The sequence below is a fragment of the Kitasatospora sp. NPDC093558 genome (assembly GCF_040683475.1).
GTDB lineage: Bacteria > Actinomycetota > Actinomycetes > Streptomycetales > Streptomycetaceae > Kitasatospora.
Window position 1 is genome coordinate 1 of sequence record NZ_JBFBDY010001309.1, and the last position, 1,164, is coordinate 1,164.

Annotated in this window: 2 protein-coding genes; both read right to left on the bottom strand. The window is 66.5% G+C overall.

Going from position 1 to position 1,164, the window contains the following annotated elements; all coding sequences use genetic code 11:
• Positions 1–58: 58 nt before the first annotated feature.
• A complete protein-coding gene (locus AB0O00_RS40580; protein ID WP_363659675.1) occupies positions 59–328 on the bottom strand; it encodes a hypothetical protein in 270 nt (89 codons plus the stop codon).
• A 76-nt stretch (positions 329–404) separates the two neighbouring features.
• The coding region (locus AB0O00_RS40585) for a Hint domain-containing protein (RefSeq protein ID WP_363659676.1) at positions 405–1,164 on the bottom strand (760 nt) is incomplete at its 5' end.

Below are 1,164 nucleotides of genomic sequence, written 5' to 3' on the forward strand. Positions count from 1 at the left end.
GGAAAACGAACGGCGGGGCGTCCGAAGACGCCCCGCCGCCGTGCTGTGTCCGGTCGCCTCAGTCTCCGGCGACGTACACGTAGGTGCCCTGTGCCTCACTGCACTTGCTCAGCAGTGCGTCCAGGCTCACCAGTTGTGAATTGTTCCTCCAATCCGGAATTCCCCGGACCTCCGCACGTGCGGTCGCACACTGCCGGGAGTCCAGCACGGTGTCCCCGTAGGGGTCGATGGTGCCGAGGACGGGGAAGTCCTCGCGGGGGAGCCCCGTGACGATGTCCATCAGGACGTCGTCCCCGTCGTGAAGGGATTCGAGGACGGTCTTGTCCAACGATTCCCATTGGGTCGGATCGGGGCGTTCGGAATGCCAGAAGACATCCAGTCCCATGGTGACCTCCGAATTGCTGTCAGTACGGATATGCGGTGACAACCCGTCCGTGGCGCACCACGACCTTGATGCGTGTCTTCCTCGCTCCACTGCTGTTGTGCCCGACGACCTTGTTGCGGAAATCGTAGATGTGGATGTGTCCGGGCGTGCCGTTGGTGTTCGGCTGGGCGGGGGCCTTCTTGATGGCGGTCTTGATCATGCGCTTGATCGCGCGGGGATTCTGGGTGGCGAACTTCGACTTGTAGTAGTAGTTCGGATTCGTGAAGGACACGTGGCGCGGGAAGATGTGCGTCAGGTACTGGTGCCCGTCGAGGATGGCCCGCGAGCAGTTGTGCACCACGACGTCGGTGCCGGCGTCGCTCACCGTGTAGGTGTGCCGGTTGCCGATGTTCAGGTTGACGACCAGCTGCCCGTCCAGGTCGCCGAGGTCGTCGACCGCGGTGACCACCGGAGTGCTGCCGTCGGGCGACCGCAGGCGGTCTCCCGGGTGGACCTCCAGCGCCTTCACCCAGCCGCGGCCCTCCACCCAGACCGGGTGGCCGTCGGTGGCCCGCAGCGGGTCGGCGGCGCCGTCCGCGCTGGTGCGGATCTCGACGATGTGCCGGGTGCCGTACCCCGTGATGACGTCCAGCACGGGCTCGGCGGTGGTGACCCCGGTCTCCGGGTCGGTGGCGGCGACGTAGTCGCCCACCTGTACCGCGCCGATCGGCCGGTAGCTGCCGTCGGCCATGAGCACGGGGGTGTCGGGCGTGAAGGAGTTCCCGATCGGGCAGGCCACT